The sequence below is a fragment of the Sphingobacterium nematocida genome, assembly GCF_900168125.1.
In the GTDB taxonomy this organism is placed as follows: Bacteria; Bacteroidota; Bacteroidia; order Sphingobacteriales; family Sphingobacteriaceae; genus Sphingobacterium; species Sphingobacterium nematocida.
In genome coordinates this window covers 12,406-30,764 of record NZ_FUZF01000011.1, presented here as the reverse complement: position 1 = coordinate 30,764, position 18,359 = coordinate 12,406, and the positions used below count along the sequence as shown (strand labels likewise).

Annotated in this window: 22 protein-coding genes and 3 pseudogenes; 16 read left to right on the top strand and 9 right to left on the bottom strand. The window is 38.7% G+C overall.

Going from position 1 to position 18,359, the window contains the following annotated elements; all coding sequences use genetic code 11:
* Positions 1-64: 64 nt before the first annotated feature.
* The 3 genes from B5X76_RS12470 to prfH all read left to right on the top strand — a co-directional run bounded on the left by B5X76_RS12470 (position 65) and on the right by prfH (position 4,190).
* Complete coding sequence (locus B5X76_RS12470) at positions 65-1,516, top strand: TlpA family protein disulfide reductase (protein WP_079643445.1); 1,452 nt, start codon at positions 65-67, stop codon at positions 1,514-1,516.
* A 653-nt stretch (positions 1,517-2,169) separates the two neighbouring features.
* Positions 2,170-3,570, top strand: a complete 1,401-nt coding sequence (locus B5X76_RS12465) for an RtcB family protein (RefSeq protein ID WP_079643567.1) — start codon at positions 2,170-2,172, stop codon at positions 3,568-3,570.
* A complete protein-coding gene (gene prfH / locus B5X76_RS12460) occupies positions 3,567-4,190 on the top strand; it encodes a peptide chain release factor H (protein ID WP_245801033.1) in 624 nt (207 codons plus the stop codon). The genes B5X76_RS12465 and prfH overlap by 4 nt, the downstream gene beginning before the upstream one ends.
* A gap of 231 nt (positions 4,191-4,421) precedes the next feature.
* Here prfH and B5X76_RS12455 read toward each other — a convergent pair whose 3' ends face one another.
* From B5X76_RS12455 to B5X76_RS22460, 3 genes and pseudogenes are all read right to left on the bottom strand, one after another.
* Positions 4,422-4,922 carry a DUF6169 family protein gene (locus B5X76_RS12455; protein WP_139375296.1) on the bottom strand — a complete coding sequence of 167 codons (501 nt, stop codon included), beginning with the start codon at positions 4,920-4,922 and terminating at the stop codon, positions 4,422-4,424.
* Complete coding sequence (locus B5X76_RS21990) at positions 4,906-5,055, bottom strand: hypothetical protein (protein ID WP_176141056.1); 150 nt, start codon at positions 5,053-5,055, stop codon at positions 4,906-4,908. Before B5X76_RS21990 ends, B5X76_RS12455 begins: the two co-directional genes overlap by 17 nt.
* 203 nt (positions 5,056-5,258) lie before the next feature.
* A pseudogene (locus B5X76_RS22460) lies at positions 5,259-5,450 on the bottom strand (DUF1016 N-terminal domain-containing protein); the annotation flags it as partial.
* Between the two features lie 27 nt (positions 5,451-5,477).
* Here B5X76_RS22460 and B5X76_RS22455 point away from each other — a divergent pair.
* From B5X76_RS22455 to B5X76_RS12410, 9 genes and pseudogenes are all read left to right on the top strand, one after another.
* A pseudogene (locus B5X76_RS22455) lies at positions 5,478-5,636 on the top strand (hypothetical protein); the annotation flags it as partial.
* A 69-nt stretch (positions 5,637-5,705) separates the two neighbouring features.
* Positions 5,706-6,287, top strand: a complete 582-nt coding sequence (locus tag B5X76_RS12445; protein WP_079643442.1) for an RNA polymerase sigma factor — start codon at positions 5,706-5,708, stop codon at positions 6,285-6,287.
* 108 nt (positions 6,288-6,395) lie between these two features.
* Complete coding sequence (locus B5X76_RS12440) at positions 6,396-6,620, top strand: zf-HC2 domain-containing protein (RefSeq protein ID WP_079643441.1); 225 nt, start codon at positions 6,396-6,398, stop codon at positions 6,618-6,620.
* A 227-nt stretch (positions 6,621-6,847) separates the two neighbouring features.
* Positions 6,848-8,401 (top strand): cold-shock protein, encoded by a 1,554-nt coding sequence (locus B5X76_RS12435; protein ID WP_079643440.1) that lies wholly within the window; start codon positions 6,848-6,850, stop codon positions 8,399-8,401.
* A 272-nt stretch (positions 8,402-8,673) separates the two neighbouring features.
* On the top strand, positions 8,674-9,111 hold the full coding sequence (locus B5X76_RS12430; protein ID WP_079643439.1) for a virulence RhuM family protein: 438 nt from the start codon (positions 8,674-8,676) through the stop codon (positions 9,109-9,111).
* A 233-nt stretch (positions 9,112-9,344) separates the two neighbouring features.
* The gene (locus B5X76_RS12425; RefSeq protein ID WP_079643438.1) at positions 9,345-9,725 is read left to right on the top strand and encodes a hypothetical protein; all 381 of its coding nucleotides are present in this window, start codon (positions 9,345-9,347) and stop codon (positions 9,723-9,725) included.
* Positions 9,726-9,761: 36 nt separating this feature from the next.
* The gene (locus B5X76_RS12420) at positions 9,762-10,223 is read left to right on the top strand and encodes a phage tail protein (RefSeq protein WP_079643437.1); all 462 of its coding nucleotides are present in this window, start codon (positions 9,762-9,764) and stop codon (positions 10,221-10,223) included.
* Between the two features lie 10 nt (positions 10,224-10,233).
* Complete coding sequence (locus B5X76_RS12415; RefSeq protein ID WP_079643436.1) at positions 10,234-10,797, top strand: YdeI/OmpD-associated family protein; 564 nt, start codon at positions 10,234-10,236, stop codon at positions 10,795-10,797.
* Between the two features lie 62 nt (positions 10,798-10,859).
* The gene (locus tag B5X76_RS12410; RefSeq protein WP_079643435.1) at positions 10,860-11,180 is read left to right on the top strand and encodes a hypothetical protein; all 321 of its coding nucleotides are present in this window, start codon (positions 10,860-10,862) and stop codon (positions 11,178-11,180) included.
* A gap of 52 nt (positions 11,181-11,232) precedes the next feature.
* Here the strand turns inward: B5X76_RS12410 and B5X76_RS12405 are convergent, their stop codons facing one another.
* Together B5X76_RS12405 and B5X76_RS12400 are read right to left on the bottom strand one after the other, a co-directional pair.
* The gene (locus tag B5X76_RS12405) at positions 11,233-12,009 is read right to left on the bottom strand and encodes a nucleotidyl transferase AbiEii/AbiGii toxin family protein (RefSeq protein WP_079643434.1); all 777 of its coding nucleotides are present in this window, start codon (positions 12,007-12,009) and stop codon (positions 11,233-11,235) included.
* Positions 12,009-12,293 carry a DUF6922 domain-containing protein gene (locus B5X76_RS12400; protein WP_079643433.1) on the bottom strand — a complete coding sequence of 95 codons (285 nt, stop codon included), beginning with the start codon at positions 12,291-12,293 and terminating at the stop codon, positions 12,009-12,011. Before B5X76_RS12400 ends, B5X76_RS12405 begins: the two co-directional genes overlap by 1 nt.
* A 221-nt stretch (positions 12,294-12,514) precedes the next feature.
* Between B5X76_RS12400 and B5X76_RS21985 the strand changes: the two genes are divergently transcribed.
* The gene (locus tag B5X76_RS21985) at positions 12,515-12,682 is read left to right on the top strand and encodes a hypothetical protein (RefSeq protein ID WP_176141054.1); all 168 of its coding nucleotides are present in this window, start codon (positions 12,515-12,517) and stop codon (positions 12,680-12,682) included.
* 405 nt (positions 12,683-13,087) lie between these two features.
* Positions 13,088-13,297 (top strand): annotated as a pseudogene (locus B5X76_RS22450) (Fic family protein); the annotation flags it as partial.
* Between the two features lie 97 nt (positions 13,298-13,394).
* Here B5X76_RS22450 and B5X76_RS12385 read toward each other — a convergent pair.
* The 4 genes from B5X76_RS12385 to B5X76_RS21980 all read right to left on the bottom strand — a co-directional run bounded on the left by B5X76_RS12385 (position 13,395) and on the right by B5X76_RS21980 (position 16,183).
* The gene (locus B5X76_RS12385) at positions 13,395-14,177 is read right to left on the bottom strand and encodes an agmatine deiminase family protein (protein ID WP_079643431.1); all 783 of its coding nucleotides are present in this window, start codon (positions 14,175-14,177) and stop codon (positions 13,395-13,397) included.
* Entirely contained in the window at positions 14,177-14,884 is a 708-nt protein-coding gene (locus B5X76_RS12380; protein ID WP_079643430.1) for a hypothetical protein, read from the bottom strand. Before B5X76_RS12380 ends, B5X76_RS12385 begins: the two co-directional genes overlap by 1 nt.
* 702 nt (positions 14,885-15,586) lie before the next feature.
* Positions 15,587-15,907 (bottom strand): hypothetical protein, encoded by a 321-nt coding sequence (locus B5X76_RS12370; protein ID WP_079643429.1) that lies wholly within the window; start codon positions 15,905-15,907, stop codon positions 15,587-15,589.
* Between the two features lie 54 nt (positions 15,908-15,961).
* Positions 15,962-16,183, bottom strand: a complete 222-nt coding sequence (locus B5X76_RS21980) for a hypothetical protein (protein ID WP_176141053.1) — start codon at positions 16,181-16,183, stop codon at positions 15,962-15,964.
* 374 nt (positions 16,184-16,557) lie between these two features.
* Here B5X76_RS21980 and B5X76_RS12360 point away from each other — a divergent pair, with 374 nt between their 5' ends.
* Both B5X76_RS12360 and B5X76_RS12355 read left to right on the top strand, forming a co-directional pair.
* The gene (locus B5X76_RS12360; RefSeq protein WP_139375295.1) at positions 16,558-17,142 is read left to right on the top strand and encodes an RNA polymerase sigma factor; all 585 of its coding nucleotides are present in this window, start codon (positions 16,558-16,560) and stop codon (positions 17,140-17,142) included.
* Between the two features lie 50 nt (positions 17,143-17,192).
* Complete coding sequence (locus B5X76_RS12355; protein WP_079643426.1) at positions 17,193-18,335, top strand: FecR family protein; 1,143 nt, start codon at positions 17,193-17,195, stop codon at positions 18,333-18,335.
* Positions 18,336-18,359: the final 24 nt, after the last annotated feature.

The window sequence follows — 18,359 nt, the reverse complement described above, 5'->3', positions numbered from 1 at the left end:
TTTATCTTCTGTATCTGTTAAAAAAGCGGATACAGAAGGTTTTTTATTCATTTGATTCAAGACCATGTTAAATAAGAAAATCACACTACTTTTTAGCTGTTTCTTTATTCTTGTTTGTGCAGTTCATGCAGTTACAGGCAAAGCCCTGGTTACCGGCAAGATTAAAGGCTTTAAAGGAGGCGTCGTGTCCTTTAGTTATCAAGAATACGGACTATTGAGTAACCAGGAAAAACAAGAGATTGAAGTAGGCGCAGATGGTGTATTTCGTTTCGAAGTAGCGCTATCAGGACCTGCCCGGGTATTCCTTATTCTGGGTTCAACCCGTACCGAGGAAAAGTTTACACTACCTAAAGGGGACAGCATAGACACCACCATCAGCAGCAGCACCAATCGGCCGGAGCTCATCTACCTCTATCTTAACCCCAAAGATAAGCAGCATATCGAAGTTACTATAGGAGATATCCCCACCACTTTACAGATTACAGGCCAGCACAATGCAGACAGCCGCTACCTGAATGAAGAAGATTGGTTGTTTAACCAATACCGAGACAAGCACCTGAAGAATTATTTTGGTTATGTACACTACAGCCCGGAACAATACCAAGCCTATGTGGAAAAACGGCGGGTGGAACGTGCGGAGTTTCTATCTCAATTTAGAAAAAAGCATAAATTGTCTAAGCACCTGATACATATCAGCGAATGGACTATATATACCGATGCTATTATGGCTAGACTACAATACCCCACTATGCGCGCTACATATAGATCGGATAATTACACAGCAGAACAAGGGTATTATGATTTTCTGGCGGATGTGAAGACCGATAATAGTAAAACAGAGAAAGGAATAGCCTATTTCTACTTTTTGGATTTCTATCTTAAAGAGTCCTACCGAATATCCGGTTCCCAGGCAGACTACTTCGATTTTGTAGCAGCACAGATTAGCGATCGACCCCTGTACGAATACTATGCCTTTGCTTTACGGACAAATTTCAAACGAAAACTGTATGACAAATTTGGCAGCTCTTCACCTTATCCAGATATCGCAAAAAAAGTAAAAGAAAAATACCATGCCATGGAGGGGATGCTCGAAGGCAATAAAGCGCCTCTAGTAGTATTGCAAGATACGACAGGTAAGAACTTCACATTTGAAAACTGGAAGGGCAAATACATCTATATTGATTTTTGGGCCACTTGGTGCGGGCCATGTATACAAGAGATTCCCCATCTTAAGAAGCTGGAGCATGATTATGCAGACAAAAATATAGTATTTGTAAGCATTTCTATGGATAGGGAAAATGATAGACAGAAATGGGTGGAGTTTATAGAAAAGGAAAAACTAGGCGGCATACAGGTATGGCTAGATGCAGCCAATAACAAGCAGATATCAAAAGCATTTAATATCTTACAGATACCTCGTTTTGTATTGCTAGATGATCAAGGACGGATAGTCGATCCCAATGCCGCTCGGCCTTCAGATAGCCGTATTAGAACCCAACTGGACTTGTTGCTTTAATACCATTTTATTATCCTTTGAGAGTTAGTCGTTGATGACAAGGTTTCTATTGCCAACATAGTTGGCAATAGAAATCTTGTCATCTTATTTTTTAATTATTGATAGTGTTTACTCCCTGAATAGATTATAATACCGCCTTGCTTATACCTTTAAGATTAGCTGATTTACATGATTTAAACCGGATTAACACTGTAGCTTCAGTATATTCGAGATTGTATTATCTACAAATGTTAGAATGAATATCGAGACCCTTTTTAACGAGATCGTGTGAAAAAATGAAAAGTTAAACGATTTTTATATATTTGCACATATTCTTGAGTTATTCATCTTTAAATATCAAGAAATCATGACAGAGCAGATCTACATATCGTCCCTTTCGCTCATTGCCTAATTGGGCAGTCAAATTCCCTGTTTTTTATAATTCAGTATATTTATAAGTAATACTTATAGCGTATTTGCCTGTCCCAATATCTTTTAGATTTTCTCTGAGCACCTTTAGAAAGGGTATATCCTTGCAATAGGACGAACAGAGACTAACAATCATCCAACAAATTTTTTAAAAAAAACACTGTGACCCCCGCAATATGGAGGTGTCACGGTTCCTACCCCAAAGCATTATTGCGGCGAGGCTGGGATTAAATACAAAAACCCAAATGGGCAATTTAAGAAGTAAAGATTTAAGCAAGATAGGCTATCACAACGACCAGCTACGTAGTTTAGTTATCAATATAGCCTCAAAGAATTTTAAACATCATAGTAAACAACAGCTACTGGATTTGCTGCAAGACATCCAGAACAACCCAGAGGCATTTTTGGCTGATGAAAGCACATCAAAGATAGCCGAGAAGATAATTGGTAGAGAAAAGCACGTGTCCTTTAAGAGTTATGAGCTACGAGACGAAGCCATTTTTTTTAAAGCCTACGGCGGTAAGGGAATCGAACAATCAGCCAAAAAGCAAATGGAAATTGCCAGCCAGCTACCCGTGAGTATACAAGGTGTACTCATGCCAGATGCACATAGGGGCTTTGGCCTACCTATCGGCGGGGTATTGGCTACCGACAATGCAGTCATTCCATATGCCGTCGGTATGGACATCGGTTGTCGAATGGCGCTCTCCATTATCGATGAAAGCGATAGTTTCATAAAGCGATACGCGTATCAAATTAAGCAGGCGTTGAAGAACTATACGCACTTCGGGATGGAAGGTAGCTTGGATATCCGTCAGGAACATCAGATTCTGGATAGCCGGGTATTCGAAGAAATACCCTTTCTGAAACCCTTAAGAGGTAAAGCAGTACGTCAGCTAGGTACGTCAGGTAAAGGCAATCACTTCGTTGAGTTTGGCGAATTGGAACTGTATGCAGGCAATACTTTGGGGCTACCTGCCAAAAAATACTTGGCACTATTAACACATTCCGGTAGCCGTGGTTTAGGCGCAGCCATAGCTCAACATTACACTAAACGAGCTATGGATAGCTGCAAATTACCTCGACATGCCCAGCAGTTGGCCTGGTTAGATATGGGTAGCGAGGCCGGACAGGAATATTGGATTGCCATGACGCTAGCTGGCGATTATGCCAAAGCTTGCCATGAACGCATCCATGCAAACCTACTCAAGGCGTTAGGACTGAGAGCGCTCCAAGTCGTCGAAAACCACCATAACTTTGCTTGGAAAGAAGTGATGGCCGATGGTAAAGAGGCAATTGTGCACCGCAAAGGAGCAACACCGGCCCATGCCGGTGAGTTGGGGATAATCCCCGGTAGTATGACGACAGCAGCCTATCTCGTATCCGGTAGAGGCAGCCTTGATGCACTAAATTCCGCATCGCACGGCGCAGGTCGTGCCATGAGCAGACAAAAGGCGAAGGATAGTATAACTTCTTCCGCTATGAAAAAACTGCTTAGTAGTGCTGGCGTTACCTTAATAGGAGGTAACGTAGAGGAGAGCCCATTAGCCTATAAGGATATAGAAGCAGTTATGGTCGCACAGCGCGACCTAGTTGATATCCAAGGCAAATTTTATCCACGTATTGTAAGAATGAATAAAGAATGATGATGGAGAAGATGATAATTCAGATTACCTCAGGACAGGGCCCGGCAGAATGCTGTCGGGTCGTGGCCTGCGTACAAAGTTTAATACTAAAGCAAGCGCGCAATCAGAGATTTCACATTGAGGTGCTCGACAACAAAGCTGCCGAACTTAAGGGGACACTGCTATCCTCCACAATGATGCTCACGGGATATAATTTAGGCCCCTTTTTGAAAGAATGGGTGGGTACAGTACAATGGATAGCACAGAGTCCCTATCGCAGATATCACAAACGTAAAAATTGGTTCGTGGGCGTTGCCGCTTTCGATGTGCAGCAATTGATGAAATGGGATCCCAAGGATGTCAAGTTAGAAACTTGTCGCTCCTCAGGGCCAGGCGGACAGAACGTGAATAAAGTCGAAACAGCGGTGCGCGGTACGCATCTACCCTCGGGGGTTCAGGTATTCGTTACGGATACACGCTCACAGCTTGAAAACAAAAAACGTTGTCTCATACGGTTACAGGAAAAAATAGTCGTCTGGCAAACAGAGCAATTGATGGAACAACGTTATGGCCAATGGCAGAATCACCATGAACTGGAACGTGGCAATGCGACTAAAATAATTAAGCAAGATTTATTTTGATTAGCGTTGAGCCATCCGCTTATGAAGCACTTATGTCAATTGACATCAAAAAAAGTATCCGAATATCCCCGTTTACAGACGGGGATATTCGGATTTGTTCAATATCGAAGCGTTGCCCACGATGGTACTTCTAGATCCCGAAGGCAATATGGTGTATCGGAAAGTTGGTACAGGTAGTTTTGATAAACTATACGATTTGATAAGAAAAGAGTAGGATACCTCATATTAACTCTATTTATCTTCGGTCAGTGCTTTTTCAATCTGTTGATAGATGGCAATAAGTTTTTTGCTATTGATATTGTCTCTATGAAACATCATTGATGTATATAGAATTTGCGGATGGGGCATGCCAATATCAAAGCGAATAATGTTATCAAATTTTAGAATGTTTTCTTTATAAACGGATTTACTATACCATCGATCAAAAACATCGTGTCGTTGCTTCGACTTTTGATTATCATCCGAGCAGATATAAATTAACGAATTTTCTATATGGGCAAAGAACTTTTCAATAATGTCTTCAATAGTTTTAGAGACTTTTGCATCATAAGACTCTAGTTCATCATTTGCTTTTTCAACTATGAGTTGATATACATTTGGGATCTCTTCTCCAGAAAGAGTAGAGAAAGTTTCATCCACTATAAATGCCACCCTATATAAAATAGAGTTCTTTGTTACGAAATTATAAGTACTGGTTATGCCGTCGAAGACGTAGTTATAATGGCTTTGCAAACTTTATCCCTTTTTTATCAAGTTCCTTAAGAGATGTTTTTCCTTTGATATATGAACGTACAGCTTCTTTGTCAGCAATCATTTGAGATGCTGATTTCAGAACTTGTGCTTTTTTAATATTTAAATCTTTCATATACTATACAAAGATACGGAATAATATTTATTTTTCTATGTGACAGCTTATTAATGAATAAGTTTAATGTCAAAGTGGTAGACTTTAACTCTTTTTGAACTGTCGCAAAATTTGCGACAGTTGAATTTTCTTCCAATTCTCCTTGTCAAACAACAAAGCCATTTGATGAGGGTAAAGGATTAGGGAAAGAAATAAGTGTAGCGTTAGCGTCTAGCTTTTTCATCCAATACCCTCATAATAGACCTGTTATGGCCCCATGTCAATTTTCTACACAGTGTGTAGAAAATGTTTTCCTCAGGAAAAGTCGTGTAGAACTGCTTGTAATTATATAAAGTAGCAGGTGAATATCCTTTTCCAAACCTTTCGGTCAATGCTATGGAGAGATTCCTTAGAACAGACTTGCCGTAGAATTAAGAGATGGCTACCTTGCCTGGGTAGACAATACCCTGCAGATTGAAGAAACCGGCAACGAGGATCTCCAAGGCATCGATTACAATTTCCGGGTATTTGACGATGCGACAGCATTGCGCAACCTTATTTTGGAGCTAGTCAATTTGATCCATTCCATTTCTGCCAATTAATGAAAACATTTATATTTACCAGCACGGTCAGAAAAGGGAACACCAATTTTAACGATTTGATTATATTGCATGGATTATCAGACATTAGATGAACACGAGTTATTAGCTCTTCTTAGGAGTGATGATCAACGGGCTTTTGATGAAATTTATGCGCGCTTTCATGATTTTCTGTTTTTCTATGCCTATAAACTTACCCAGGATGAATCTGAATCCAGGGATATACTTCAGGCTCTTTTTGTAAACTTGTGGACCAAACGTAATGAACTTGAAATCAAAGGAACTATATTGTCTTATCTTCATCAAGGGATAAAGTATGGGTTCTTGAACGAAGAACGGCGCAAAACGGTAGTCAGTAAATATAAAGAGAGTCTTCATAAATATTTGCAGGAGGGGTACACACATACCGAAGAAGCGGTATTTGAAAAGGAGCTGATCAAGAGGCTCCGTGGTTTAGCAGAAGAGATGCCCGGCAAATCCGGTCAGGTATTTTTAATGGCGCATTTTGATAACCTCTCTATCTCCCAGATAGCAGAGCTACTTGATATTTCAGAAAAAACAGTACGAAATCTTCAGTCGAAGGCTGTAAAAGATGTTCGGCTGAAACTTGGACTCGCTATCGCCATCTTTCTTTTGATAGGCGCTAATAGTTGATTTTATAACACTGCCATTCAGTAGATTACATTTTTTATTAAAATAAGTCGGGAATTAAAGGTCTAATAGGGTTCTTATTGTTAGACGTACTTCGATGATGAAGATAAAATGGATAAAAGAATAGACGATTTATTAGATGATTACCTATCGGGGAGCTGTACCGAAGCGGAAAGACAAATGTTGGAATCGCATTATCTCCGGCATCTGGATGCGCATACGCCCGTTCCCTCCGAGCAGCAGGTTAATGATTCTTTTGTGCAGACACATCGGCAGATATGGGAAGAAATACAGCAATCGGATTCCCCAGGTTATGGTTTGGTAAAAAAAAGGTAGCCCTTGCGTTTTTGTGAGGGCTATCTTCTTTATTATCCCCTTGCCCAAGCCTAGCGATACTGCTTATAGTTCTATATTTAAATTTATAAATCGCTTAATACCAGTTTGTTGTTTTTTTTATACAAAAAAATATGTATCTTGTATCTTATTGGGCTAAGCTTGAAAGGACATCAATAAACTTTCACCGCAATTAGTTAACGGTAAACCGCACCAAAATGTAAAAGGTCATGGATCCTCGCACACGCACACGGAATATTTCCTTGGTCACGGCCAGTGACCCTGAATACCGTAGGTATGTAGAGAGACAGCGCCTCGCAACATCACGGATTGGAGAGGGCTACGGCCAGCGTTTATATGCCGACAAGATTTCTGTCCTGCTCGAAAGCGCTGTCCGAAAATGGGTAGCACCCTATGGAGGACAGGAAAATAGGATACTAACCTTCGAACAGCTGGGACGTGATCACAAATACAGCAAGCGGTTTAGGGAAATAGACTTTGTGCTTGACAGAGAAGATACACTCACCATCGGTGAGCTGAAAGTATCCTCGTCGCTTAAGGTCCTGACAAAGGCCTATGCACAATTATCTGAAAGCTTCGATGTCCTGCAACGGACAGGGAGATCGGTAGAGCCCATGCTGATCTACATCAATCTTAACTACGAAAATTCGCAGGCCGCTATTGATATTTTCGACCCCGATTTTGGGTCAATGGTATTCCAACATCGTAATGTCAACGGACGAGCATACCAACTTCTGCAACTGAGTCCGGTAGAGATCTTTGACTGGGCGGTCGAACAGGGGATCATCCGAGATCCGAAACTGATCGAAAAAGCACTTGAAGAAGCACGCCAAAATCACTTTTTGCGGACAGAGCGGTCCAAACTCCGCCAGATGGAAGTGCCGGAGGATGAATGGCCCACTGAGCTAAAAGTCATCGATATGCAACGTGCGCCGATGATTGTACAATTTTGCTCGACAGACAATCGACCCGATAAAAATGATCTCGCTACACGCTTGAAGGAGGCATTTAGCGAACGGCACGAACAGCGCTTTAATTTTGGACGGGTCAAATGGTTTGACAACACAAAATTCTTTGGTAATGTACGGATCCACGGAGAGGAAGTCGCATTCGTGCATATCAATAATTTTAAACGCAAGCCAAGTGCGCCATTGGATAAGAATCAGGTAATCTATTATAGACGAGTAGTAAGATCAGATACCGGAAAGATCCGGTTGTCAGGTTGTACACTTTTGGAGTACACCCCAGACTTCGGCACCTTGATGCATCTCTTGGAGCATGACGCGATCGAGGGATGCATAGCTATTAGAAAACCTTCGAAGATGCCGATCGAGAGCAAATATATATTCCGTCTGTTGGAACATGGTACCCGTCAGATCTTTATGAACAGATCAGAGGATTCGTTTATCGAGACAGTGCAAAACTATTACGACAAGGGGTTGAGGGATCGGTGGTTTCATCGGTTATGTTGGTACTTGGAGCGTATCGCGATGAAACTCGTCGAATCGAAAAACAGGGAAATGATGGAGCAGATGATATACTGCTACTTTTATGCAAATCTTCGTCCAGGAATTCTATTCTATGTGTGGCAACATGGCCTGTTTCGGTTTATTGCGTATTCGGACGGCATGGATTACGAGATACCGATGGAGATACTGCTCCAGCATGCGGATGACTTGGATGAACTTGAACTGGACAGGATACGAAACTATAGTTATGCCAATTCCTTTTTCCCAAAGCTTAAAGCACAAGACAGCCTATAAATATTGTTTTATGTTCATTTAATGAATAGTATATAATGCATAAACTACATTTTACTTGGTTTATGCATTGTATTTTGTGCATTAGCTATAGGGTATAGGTGGGAGGTGTTATTGAACAGAATAATACTCATGTGGCGACTATTGAGTTGGATATTTCGTACATTCCACCTTGTTTATACCTATAAAAAAGGTTATTTTGCATGGTTTAAGCCGTATTAACATAATACATTATTCGAGGCAAATTATTGCGTGGTATTTTAAACTTTTAGACTATGGAACAGCAGAGTGATATAATCATCTATCAGAATGATGACGGCAGTACCCGTATCGAAACCCGTTTGGAGAATGAGACAGTATGGTTGACACAGGCACAGTTATGTGAACTTTTTCAAAAGTCAAAATCTACTGTTAGCGAACATATTAAACATATTTTTGAAGAGCGCGAATTGGACGAGATTTCAGTTGTTCGGAAATTCCGAACAACTGCGGCTGACGGCAAAAACTATGAAATGACTTACTACAACCTCGACGTCATAATCTCCGTAGGTTACCGTGTCAAGAGCCATCAAGGCACCAAGTTCCGTCAATGGGCTACGGCACGTTTGCGCGAGTACATTGTCAAGGGCTTTACCATGAATGATGAACTGCTCAAGCAAGCCGGGGTAGAGAAACAAGATTATGAGTCTATAACAGAGGTAACTCCTGCATAGTTTTCTATTTCGCGAAAAACCAATTACTCATGTCTTGTTTGTTTTCGGAGGAATTCCTGAGCACTTCGTGGTTATATTGACTTTTTTCTTAAATTTAACTCATAGGGATTTGTTTTGGTTCACCTCAGAGCTGAATTTAAGCTTTCAGCCCTAAAGTTCCCGCCCTCAGCAATATTCAAACTGTTAGCGGTCATTGTGACGAAATAACTGTCAAAAACTAAACTTATGACAACATGAACGAAGGAAGACAAAGAATAATTCAGAACTATATTGAGGGTTACAATGAATTCGATATAGAAAAAATGATTTGTGATTTTGACGACAATATCATTTTTAAAAATGTTCAGAATGGCAAAGTGAATATGATATTGAATGGAATAAATGAGTTTAAGCAACAAGCCGAACAAGCGAAATCATTTTTCGATAATAGGCGACAACAAATCACTTTCTTAAAACACAATAATGGCACCACGGAAATAGAAGTAGATTATTCTGCGACTTTAGCAATGGACTTTCCAAATGGATTGAAAAAAGGCGATAAATTAGAGCTAAAAGGAAAATCTGTTTTTGTGTTCCTTGGCGACAAAATTATTCAACTAACTGATGAATATTGAATGGAACTATTCAATACCAATGTATAAAATATAACTATGAGCTATTTAGTAGATTTTAAAAATGTTAACGAGAAAGGATTAGAAACATCGCCATTTGCATCTGCCCTTGCTGTTTTGCGGGCCAATGAAGCTCGATATTTTCAAAACAAATACAAAGCAGAATTTGTAACAACTCCAGTTTCAGATAGCAAAGAAACTTTGGATTGGGTCACAAAGATTCTGAAGGAAGAACGCAACATTGTCATTGCATCAAAACCATTAGAAACCGCGTCACTACTTGTAGAAGGAATTAAATGGGTGTTTGTTTTTTATGAAAGCGGTCTTTCCATAAATGTACTATATACCTTGGACAACCCAAAGAAAAGAGCCGTAGGTTTCAAACTTTCCGAAGGTATGGAAGTGCCAGAAGAACTGAACAAATTTAAATTTGCCCGGCAGAAATCAAAACTGGCAGGAACAATAAGAGGTTCATTTTTTGTGATTAAAAAAGAATATTAAAGGCATTTCGATGGCAGAAGCGATAATCAAATCTTTTAAATCCCAAGAATCCTGGCGAAATTGGTTAGATAAAAATCAAGATATGCAGGAAGGCATCTGGCTACAAGTATTCAAAGTTAACTCCGGGATAGAATCCATAAAAATTACAGAAGCTTTGGACGAAGCGCTTTGCTTTGGTTGGATTGACGGACAGCGCAAAAGCTATGATGATCAATCGTATTTGCAGAAATACACACCAAGACGAGCGCAGAGCATTTGGTCAAAACGCAATATTGGTATAGTGGAAAAACTCATTGCAGATGGAAAGATGATGCCCAGAGGGTATGTAGAAATTGAAAAGGCTAAAACTGATGGTCGATGGGCAAGAGCTTACGACTCACATACTACGATGCAGGATGCCGAAGACTTGTTGCAAGAATTAGCAAAGGATAAAGAAGCAGAAGCATTTTATCAATCCCTTAGCAAGACCAATAAATTTACCATCAATTTTAGATTACAAACCGCTAAGAAGCCTGAAACAAGAGCCAAAAGACTGAGGGAAATTTTGATAAACCTTCAATTGAAAAAAATGTGACAGAATGCTAAGCCAGAAGCCTTTTAAAAAAGCATTTCTCACAATTTTGGACATTATCGTAAATGTTCGAATACTATCAGGGCTGCTCCCACAATGGGCTTATCTGCCTGGTTCAGTCCAGCAGCTCAGCAGACCGCGATTTCGAGGCCAATTATATCATCAAAGAATATGCGAATAAAAAGACCATAACCGACGAAGATTGGCAATCTCAAGAGATTATCCCCTTGCCCAAGTCTAGGGATACAACTTATGATCCTATTGTACTAGGGGCGAGGAAACTACAGACCTTCAGGTCATCGGCGTGTTCAAGATGGTGTTATAGCCTGTGTCTTGACAATAAAATTTTTGTTAAACTATTTGACAATAGAATTTTTGTCATATGAGAAATCGTTTAGGTAATCCAGCAAGCGGTGATGCAGAACTGCCCCCTAGTATTTATTCATATTCCACATCCGAAGAGGAGGGGCTTGGAAATGTTATATTTAATTGGTCGAACAGAACGCGAACCTTTTTTCGCCAACTCGATCGAGCCACTGGCCAACTTTTCTGATTTTCCGCTATGTCGACTCTATTTTGTGAATGGTGAGGCCTAGATTTATGGGCTTGAATGTCTCCATTGTCAAACTTCAGCAAAGTCAAGGGGGCGTCTAATGGATTTGTTTCTTCGTCGAGATCAAAAATAGTGCGACATTCCTCTCCCGAAAATAAAGAACGTTTTCTTTCAAGTTGTTCAAAAAGCTGTATCAATGGAATTCTTTCCGAGAGGAGGTCTAGATCATATATGTCTTTCTGTGTAGCTCGGTTTGTTGCTGACAGCATTTTAAACAATGCAATATCTAGCTCCGATACGAATCTGATGCCATCTATATCTTCTATGTCATCAAGCATTCTCATATTTTGAAGCACCTCAACTTTAATCGTTTCTCCATCACATATCACAAAAAATCGAAGAAAAATATACTGGTCATCTATAGCACATGGAAATTGAAGACCAAATACACGTCCACCATAGAACTTCTGAATTTCCTCTTTGATTCTTTCATAACCTGTTTTTCCGATTATATGCGGGAAAAAGATGTCTATATCAGTGGATATCCGATGTTGATGTCGAATAGCTAAGTTAGTGCCACCACCTAACGCAGAACCATCAAAACTTTCAAAAGATTGTAACTCACGAATAGTATGTAATAGAGCTGGAGAAATAGCAGACATTACTGATAACGTAAAAACTCCTTAACATGATAACGATGAGCTACAAGTCTACATACCTCATTACTAATACGCTCTTTGGTTCTTTGCAATTCTCTAACAATTTGGCTTCTACTGTAGAGCTCTTCTAGGGGCTGGATATCTTTAGCAAATGTTTCAGCAGTTGAAGCCATTAGTGCTCTAGGGATAATAAAATCTTTGTCATCCTGAATATCTAAATTCTTTGGATCGACATCCCAGAATAAATATTTGGGAAAGATTTTCGATATATCCTTTACTGCGCTCATTTATACAAATTTACAGAATAATTAAAGCAAAATGAAAATTTATTTGCAACCTCGTTTCAAACTTACCAATACCGCAAGCTATCAAGCCCGCACTACTCGCTAGAAGGATACTTCATATAGCTCAAAAATCTGGAGACAAGGCAGGGTATACAAAAAATAAAGCTTTTGACAATCAGTACTATCTCGATCTCGTGTTAAAAGCCATCTCCCAGCATAGTACTATGTCGCGTGCAGATATCGATGAGTTGTTGTGGAATAAGCTACCAGATCGGATGACAGATGTACAACGGAAAAAGAAAATAGAAAACTTAATAATGGAGCTTAGAAGGCAGAATAAAATTATCAACAAAGGAACTCGCAAAAGCTCTTCTTGGGAATTATTAAGTTGACTCTAGAAAAGATATTAGAAAAATTGAAGAAGAGTTAAGGGGAGAATTAGGGAAAGAAATAGGGAAAGGATTAGTGGAAGAAATCAGAGTCGCGTTGGTAATAAGATTAGTAGAAGAATTAAGAGAAGGATTAGGGAAAGGATAAGGAAAAGAAATCAGAGTAGCATTAGTACAAGAGTTAGTAGTAAGATTTGTAGACGGATTAAGAGAAGAATTAAGGAAAGAAATAGGGAAAGAAATAAGAGTAGCATTAGTAGAAGATTTAGTAATAAGATTAGTAGAGGAGTTAAGAGAAGAACTAAGAGAAGAAATAGGGAAAGGATTAGGGAAGGAAATAGGAGTAACCTTGCCATCAAGTGAGCAAGTGCCCCCCCAAGTCACCCCTCAAGTCCCCCCCAAGTTGAATCACTATTATCAGTGATGACGGACAAGCATACAAGGCATGAACTTCAGGAGTTATTAAACCTTGGAGATCGTAAAAATTTCAGAGTACAGTATCTTCAGCCGTCGATAAATGCTGGGTATATAGCATTAACTATCCCCGACAAACCTACCAGTAGCAAACAGCAGTATTATTTAACAGCGAAAGGAAAACAGCTTATACACTCCTTATAGTAGCATCGATGTATACCAGTTCTCATTTGGAAGAAGCGAATGAAAGCCAACCCTATGTTGATGGAGTTACAATAAGGCGATAGTAATTCAAACAACGCTACCTTTCCCAACTTATGCAATGCAACAAACCACCTTCCTTAGCCAATTCATTGCATTCGACAGGGGTGATAGAATGAGTAGGGTATAAAGAAGACAGTCTCTCTACAGCTATTTCGTCCGACTTCTGGCCGAACACCGGTACCAAAAGGTTCGACTCATGCACTACATAATTCATGTAGATTCCCCGGGCCGATTGGTAAGTTCTATTCTTATGCGCACTACAGGGGAGGACTTCTATCTCAAAACCATACCCCGTAAGCGTATTCCTCAGCCACTGACCATATTCATCTTGGCTATCATCGATCAATATCGTCTTCTCATCCAAAATAGCTAATACACCATCCAAGTGCCCTGTAAAGTCGTGTGGTGCTTCAGGCAGTAAGATGACTTGATCCGTCTTTAACAATGACATCAGGATATCTCTGATCTGGATTCGTGAAAACTGTGCATTGTCCCTGAGCACCCTTTCAGACACAAAGTACAGCATATCCCCATACACAACCGATCCGCCATCGAGGATAATGGACGAATACGTAAAGTCAAGCTCCATTTCCTTACATACTGCTTTATTGTCCGTAATCAACGATCGATATTTCGGATTTTGTAAGTATTTTGGGAAATATTGAAATAGTACCCATTCATCCCCAGTATTTCTTATTGGCATAAAATCCCGCGCCCAGATATCCTTTGTCCCCGGAATCGTTCCGATTTCCGTTACTTGCTTTAAACAGGCAGCAACCGAGGGATATCTACTTTTCAGTAAATCAGAAACATATAGCATTATTTCAGTGCCGAAGGAATATAGCCAAGTATAGATTTCACCAAGTCCGTATCTACCTTCTCCCTTTTGTTCATTTCATCGATTACTATTTTCTCCCTATTCGCCAATGTAAAGTTCTTATCCTTATCGATAGCTCTCACGACTTCAATAGGATAAAAACCGATATACCGTAGGGGAAGATTGTAATAGTACTCTTCTTTTTTACTTAATCCATGGCGAATAGTTTTGGTTGTGAGGGCAAATGGTTCCAATATTCCATTATTTAACTCAGACCAGGAGAGCGTATTGACTGAGTCAAAGGATAGGTTGGAAATCAATTCCGTAGCTACCTTGTGTGGGCCGGAGATAATCTTTTCTAGGTTATACCGCTCATCGATACCTAAATCATTTCCTGACGATTTATTGTCCCTAAGCTTGGCTATACCACGTAATAGTACACCTACATATAGCTCTTCATTTCCTAGCGTGATATCAATACCTGACGCATGCGTGTACAGTTTTCCTGTCTGAAGCTGTAGGGGATGGCCGTAGATATATGGATCATCAAACTCACCATTGTTTATAGTTTTAATATAAAACTCAATTTCCGTTAACCGGTAAGTAGATTTACCGATGTGAAATACATGGTTCAGCAGCTGCGTTGCTATGTCATCAATTTCCTGAATTATCTCCTCTTTAGTCGTAGATTTTATGGTTTCTAATTTCATTTTATTATTTATAATAAATTTAATAATATATTAATAATCAGGTTGTTGTGTTTTTTTTGTAAAGGTAGTTTTTTGAGTTTAAATAGCAAAGAAGAGATTAAAATAGTAGAGTCTGACCATTATTATCCCTACAAGACACAATGAGTATACTATACTGTTATATTGGTTTTGCTCATGGTAAAGAGCCCCCCGAATGGCACTGCAAATAACAAAACTACGGCAGATAGATTGTCGCCACACCATGGCGACAATTACGTTAGATATTTTGTATACCTCTTTCAAAGGTGGAAGAACCACGTTTACAGAGCATATCAAACATATCTTTTGAGGAGGGCGAACTTGAGGAAGCAGTGGTATGTCGGAATTTCCGACATACCACTCAAAATGGTGCAATCGAAGATAAAACTTAAGAACGCGAGGTGAAATACTACAATCTCGACGTCATTATTTGCGTAGGTTACCGTGTCAAGAGCCATCAAGCGAGCAAGTCACCGAACAAGTCCAAAACCACTGTTAGCTTTAAGAATAGGAAAGCAAAATAGTATACAACCCCGACAAACCTACCAGTAGCAAACAGGAGTATTATTAGCAGACAAAGCAAAGCAACTTATACATTCTTTATAGTAGTATCGATGTATACCGGTTCTCAGTTGGAAAAAGCAAATGAAAGCCAACCCAAAACTCACCCTGATGGATCACAAGTTAATATAAGGACTGCTCAAACTTCATATTATTTACCAAAAAGCTCATTGCTTGATCGGGCAGGTAGTTTTTTAAGAAAGCATTATGAGCCTTATCTCCATTTTTCTGAATTTTTATTGTCACTTCTGTTATCAGCAAGTCTAATAATTCTATCAGTAGCTTAAGATCAGTTACTCTTGGGCTTGCTAATTTCCTTGATATAATTACATCTTCCGTGTCTCTATCTAACATATAGCCAGTTTTGGATACCTTGATGAAAACCTCAGCTTGCTCATGTACGGTATCATCACGATGTGCAATATACGAATGTCTTAATTCCATTAAATGTTCATGTAACAATTGATACTTCTTATCATGTTGTTCAAATTGGGATTTCTAAAGTTTTGAAAATCCTGCCTTATTTTCTGTGAAACACTTTCCGTAGGTAATTAAAATTGATTGCCAAAGTGCAAGTTCTATTATTGCATTTGTATCAGCTGATTCTTTTAAAGAGATTAGTTGTTTAGTCGTGTCTTCTAATAATTCGAGACCTGAGGATACTAAGGCTTCATTAAGCATGCTCCGCTGTACTTTGCTAATGGGTTTTACTATTTTCACTTCCCCAGCTCTATGGACTTGTAGGAAATACCCAATTTGTCCAACTCTGATTTCACAAGCATCTTACAACGACTGCTGACCATATTGTGAATAACTATTTTCATAATAAAAAGATCTACAAACCCGATTTCTCCTGCATCCATACCTATATATCATTCTGATATATAACGCTTAAAGAAAACATTGTTATATATGAACGAAAAACATTATCTGATGTTTTGAGATTGAATTTTATTGAGACTTTATGTAGAAACGAAAACGCTTATGTATTTTTAGAGTATAAAAGTCATTTTTAGCATGTAATTGAATCTCTTTCAAAAATTTTGCCCACATTTGCAGATCAACGCATAAGTAACTCCTATATTATCAAATTTATGTTGAGTAAAGATGATGAACTAACTATATTACGTCTAAAATCAGATGATCCGCTCATTTTCCGTGAACTATATGATAAATATTGGTCAACTCTCCTTGATATAGCTTATAAAAGAACCGGGTCCATTTCGACTTCAGAAGAAATACTTCAAGATCTGTTTGTAAATATATTTATCAAACGTAACGAACTGGTTATACATACATCATTTGAAAATTACCTAAAAACATCTTTACGCAACAGAATATTATCTTCTGTAAGAAGTGATATTATGCATAAACGTTACTTAGAGAGTTTAAAAATTGAGAATACAATAAATCATAGTACACCAGAAGCTGAACTAAAGGTTAAAGAATTGAGTGATAAAATTAAAAAGTCTATAGATTTAATCCCTGCGAAAGCAAGAATTGCCTATACCTTAAGTCGCTTTGATAATTTATCAAATCAACAAGTAGCAGATCAGTTAGGGATATCGATAAGTACTGTTGAAAAACATATTGCAAAAGCAAAAGCTATTTTAAAAGAACACTTAGGAAACCATAGTTTTGAGATAATTGGACCTCTTCTAATATTTTTTCTAAAATAGAATAGCGGTTTTCATGAATTTGTGCGTCCTATTTATGTATTACATAAATTATGACTGAAGAGAGACTGAAATATTTGACAGAGAATTTTAGAAAGAATACATTATCTACTGAAGAGTGCGATGAGTTATTCGATTTTTACGATTTATTAGATCGACTGCCTGCATACACTAACCGATTTACAGAAGGGGAAAAAACGGTTTACAGCGATACGCTATTCGATAAAATAGAAGAGAAAGTTCATGCTCCAACGAAACTAATTCCCGAAAAAAAGAAATCCATCCGCTTATTTAAATTTCTGTCAGCAGCTATGGTGCTGTTAGCTTGTACATTTACCTTACTAACATACCTTTATAAAACCAACGTAAAGCATGATAACGTTAAGGTAATACATATCAATGGCCATCAAGATATCGCCGTTATTACCATGCCTGATGGGAAAATTATACGTATTGATACCAGTCAACAGGAATTTATTAATGACGGTATTCGTGTTTCTAGATTAAAAAATAATAAGTGGAAATATGAGTTGAATACGAAAACTGGACAGGGAAATAAACCCATTAGCATCCATATACCTAGAGGTGCATCACAATCTATCGTGTTAGTAGACGGATCTGAAATAAATCTTAATGCAGAAAGTAGTATCGTACTTGCCTCTGATTTCATTAATAATCGTGTTGTACAACTTCAGGGTGATGCTCGTTTTGATGTGAAGCATCTATCCAATATTCCTTTTATTGTGAATACAAAACATCAAACCATCAAAGTGTTGGGTACAAAATTTAATGTTTCAGCGTATGCTGATGACCGTTTCACAAAAACTGTTTTATTTAATGGAAAGGTCCAGCTATCTTTTCGAAATTCTGGGCAAACGGAATACCTAAATCCCGGTGAATCGTGTTTATTAAATAATAATACGGAATCGTATAAAAAAGAAACAGTGGATATGGATAAACTCGCGCTGCTAGACGCGGGATTCATATTATTTGAAAAGGAATCACTTAGGCAGATATTCGAACAGATCCAACGTCAGTACGATGTAAAAGTTTTTGTAGACCCTTCTCTTAAAGATTTAAAATTTACTGGAGCTGTACCTAAAACAGCAGATCTAATCACATTTTTAAAGGCTTTACAGGAAAGCCAAACATTTAACTACAAGTTGGAAGATAAGATCTTAAGCATTACTAAATAAAACATCCAATTTATAATTTAACTT

Coding starts and splice junctions, on each gene's coding strand:
- B5X76_RS12435 (WP_079643440.1), top strand. CDS start 6,848: ATGGATCCTCGCACACGCACACGGAATATTTCCTTGGTCACGGCCAGT.
- B5X76_RS12380 (WP_079643430.1), bottom strand. CDS start 14,884: ATGAAATTAGAAACCATAAAATCTACGACTAAAGAGGAGATAATTCAG.
- B5X76_RS12445 (WP_079643442.1), top strand. CDS start 5,706: ATGGATTATCAGACATTAGATGAACACGAGTTATTAGCTCTTCTTAGG.
- B5X76_RS12470 (WP_079643445.1), top strand. CDS start 65: ATGTTAAATAAGAAAATCACACTACTTTTTAGCTGTTTCTTTATTCTT.
- B5X76_RS12385 (WP_079643431.1), bottom strand. CDS start 14,177: ATGCTATATGTTTCTGATTTACTGAAAAGTAGATATCCCTCGGTTGCT.
- prfH (WP_245801033.1), top strand. CDS start 3,567: ATGATGATGGAGAAGATGATAATTCAGATTACCTCAGGACAGGGCCCG.
- B5X76_RS12355 (WP_079643426.1), top strand. CDS start 17,193: ATGACTGAAGAGAGACTGAAATATTTGACAGAGAATTTTAGAAAGAAT.
- B5X76_RS21990 (WP_176141056.1), bottom strand. CDS start 5,055: ATGAAAGATTTAAATATTAAAAAAGCACAAGTTCTGAAATCAGCATCT.
- B5X76_RS12465 (WP_079643567.1), top strand. CDS start 2,170: ATGGGCAATTTAAGAAGTAAAGATTTAAGCAAGATAGGCTATCACAAC.
- B5X76_RS12400 (WP_079643433.1), bottom strand. CDS start 12,293: ATGAGCGCAGTAAAGGATATATCGAAAATCTTTCCCAAATATTTATTC.
- B5X76_RS12440 (WP_079643441.1), top strand. CDS start 6,396: ATGGATAAAAGAATAGACGATTTATTAGATGATTACCTATCGGGGAGC.
- B5X76_RS12415 (WP_079643436.1), top strand. CDS start 10,234: ATGGCAGAAGCGATAATCAAATCTTTTAAATCCCAAGAATCCTGGCGA.
- B5X76_RS12430 (WP_079643439.1), top strand. CDS start 8,674: ATGGAACAGCAGAGTGATATAATCATCTATCAGAATGATGACGGCAGT.
- B5X76_RS12425 (WP_079643438.1), top strand. CDS start 9,345: ATGAACGAAGGAAGACAAAGAATAATTCAGAACTATATTGAGGGTTAC.
- B5X76_RS21985 (WP_176141054.1), top strand. CDS start 12,515: ATGTCGCGTGCAGATATCGATGAGTTGTTGTGGAATAAGCTACCAGAT.
- B5X76_RS12360 (WP_139375295.1), top strand. CDS start 16,558: ATGTTGAGTAAAGATGATGAACTAACTATATTACGTCTAAAATCAGAT.
- B5X76_RS12405 (WP_079643434.1), bottom strand. CDS start 12,009: ATGTCTGCTATTTCTCCAGCTCTATTACATACTATTCGTGAGTTACAA.
- B5X76_RS12410 (WP_079643435.1), top strand. CDS start 10,860: ATGTTCGAATACTATCAGGGCTGCTCCCACAATGGGCTTATCTGCCTG.
- B5X76_RS12420 (WP_079643437.1), top strand. CDS start 9,762: ATGAGCTATTTAGTAGATTTTAAAAATGTTAACGAGAAAGGATTAGAA.
- B5X76_RS12370 (WP_079643429.1), bottom strand. CDS start 15,907: ATGGAATTAAGACATTCGTATATTGCACATCGTGATGATACCGTACAT.